The organism is Variovorax sp. 01T439_2 (genome assembly GCF_056398445.1).
In genome coordinates this window covers 1-1,349 of sequence record NZ_JBFTPJ010001231.1, presented here as the reverse complement: position 1 = coordinate 1,349, position 1,349 = coordinate 1, and the positions used below count along the sequence as shown (strand labels likewise).

Sequence of the window (1,349 nt, the reverse complement as noted above, 5' to 3'; positions counted from 1 at the left end):
GTGCAGGCGCGCGCCGCGGTGCAGATGGGGCAATGGTTCTCGATGAAGAGGAAGCCGTCGCCCTCGGGCCGCAGCTCGGCCATGTAGCCCTCGCGGCTGCGGATTTCTGCCAGCCGCTCGAGCTTGTTCTTCAGGCTGCGCGCGCCGCGCATGGCCTCGCGGTAGTTGGTGCGCATGGCCTCCTCGCGCGCGCCGATGAGCCGGTCCATGCCCTTCTCGCCGAACACGCTGATGACGGCGCTGATCATCTGCACCGTCATCTCGGCATGCGTGTCTGGAAAGCGGGCGTGGCCGGCGCCGGTGAGGCGCCATATCTGCGTGGGCCTGCCGCGGCCCGCCGGGCGGCTCTCGGCATCGACCAGGCCCTCGGCCTGCAGCTTGGCCATCTGCTGGCGCACGGCCTCCACCGTGACGTCGAGCACCTTGGCGATGTCGGGAATGCCGAGCGCGCCGCGGGTCTTGAGCGTGGACAGGATGCGGTCCGCCGGCTGGTGCGGCATCCAGCCGGGCTTGGCGTCGAGGGGGCGCGTGGTCATCCTTTTTTATTCAAAGAGCTTGCTTTGATTATCAAATGACAGCCGAGGTGTTGTCGAGCCCTTTGAAGAGGAGGGGACGCCTTTACGGTTTCTTTATGYGCCCCGGCCGACTCTGTTCCCCGTTTTTACGGGCGCCTGCCGAGACTCGAGTCCTTGTTTTCGCTTGAGGAGTGATGAATGGACTTCGTCTGGATGGGCGCCTTGCTGGCGCTGTGGGCCGTGGTGGCGGCCATGGCCTTGGGGCTGGACCGGCTCGGCGCGCCGAAGAACGCGGCGGCATCGGCAGAAGGGGACGCATCGTGATCGGCCTCGAAGCGCTCTATGGCTTCGGCGCCCTGATTGCCGTGGTCCTGTTCGCGTACCTCGTGTTCGCGCTGATCTGTGCCGAGGAGTTCTGAGATGACTTCCTCCGCATGGGGCCTGTTGGCTCTTTTCCTGGCCGCACTGCTGGTGCTGGCCTGGCCTGTCGGCAAATTCCTTGCCGCGCTGTGCAACGAGCGCGTGCCGCGCTGGATGCAGCGCATCGAGGCGCCGCTCTACAAGATCGCCGGCACCAAGCCGGAGCAGTCGATGCACTGGCTGCGCTATGCCATCGCGCTGCTGGCCTTCAACGCCGTGGGCGCGGTCTTCGTCTATGCGCTGCAGCGCCTGCAGGGCTGGCTGCCGCTCAATCCCGCGGGCATGGGCGCCGTATCGCCCGACTCGGCCTTCAACACCGCGGTGAGCTTCGTCTCCAACACCAACTGGCAGGGCTATGCCGGCGAGTCGGCCATGAGCTATCTCACGCAGATGCTCGGGCTCGCGGTGCAGAAC

At 66.2% G+C, this 1,349-nt stretch carries 4 protein-coding genes; 3 read left to right on the top strand and 1 reads right to left on the bottom strand.

Translation table 11 applies throughout. The features are described 5' to 3' along the window. The coding region (locus tag AC1DOC_RS33845; protein WP_478131589.1) for a helix-turn-helix transcriptional regulator at nt 1–536 on the bottom strand (536 nt) is incomplete at its 3' end. A gap of 177 nt (nt 537–713) precedes the next feature. Here AC1DOC_RS33845 and AC1DOC_RS33840 point away from each other — a divergent pair. The 3 genes from AC1DOC_RS33840 to AC1DOC_RS33830 all read left to right on the top strand — a co-directional run. After that, a complete protein-coding gene (locus tag AC1DOC_RS33840; protein WP_436300971.1) occupies nt 714–839 on the top strand; it encodes a hypothetical protein in 126 nt (41 codons plus the stop codon). Then, nucleotides 836–934 (top strand): K(+)-transporting ATPase subunit F, encoded by a 99-nt coding sequence (gene kdpF / locus AC1DOC_RS33835; RefSeq protein WP_478081718.1) that lies wholly within the window; start codon nt 836–838, stop codon nt 932–934. The genes AC1DOC_RS33840 and kdpF overlap by 4 nt, the downstream gene beginning before the upstream one ends. A 1-nt stretch (nt 935) precedes the next feature. Further along, nucleotides 936–1,349: potassium-transporting ATPase subunit KdpA (locus AC1DOC_RS33830; RefSeq protein ID WP_478131588.1), on the top strand; the 414-nt coding region annotated here is incomplete at its 3' end.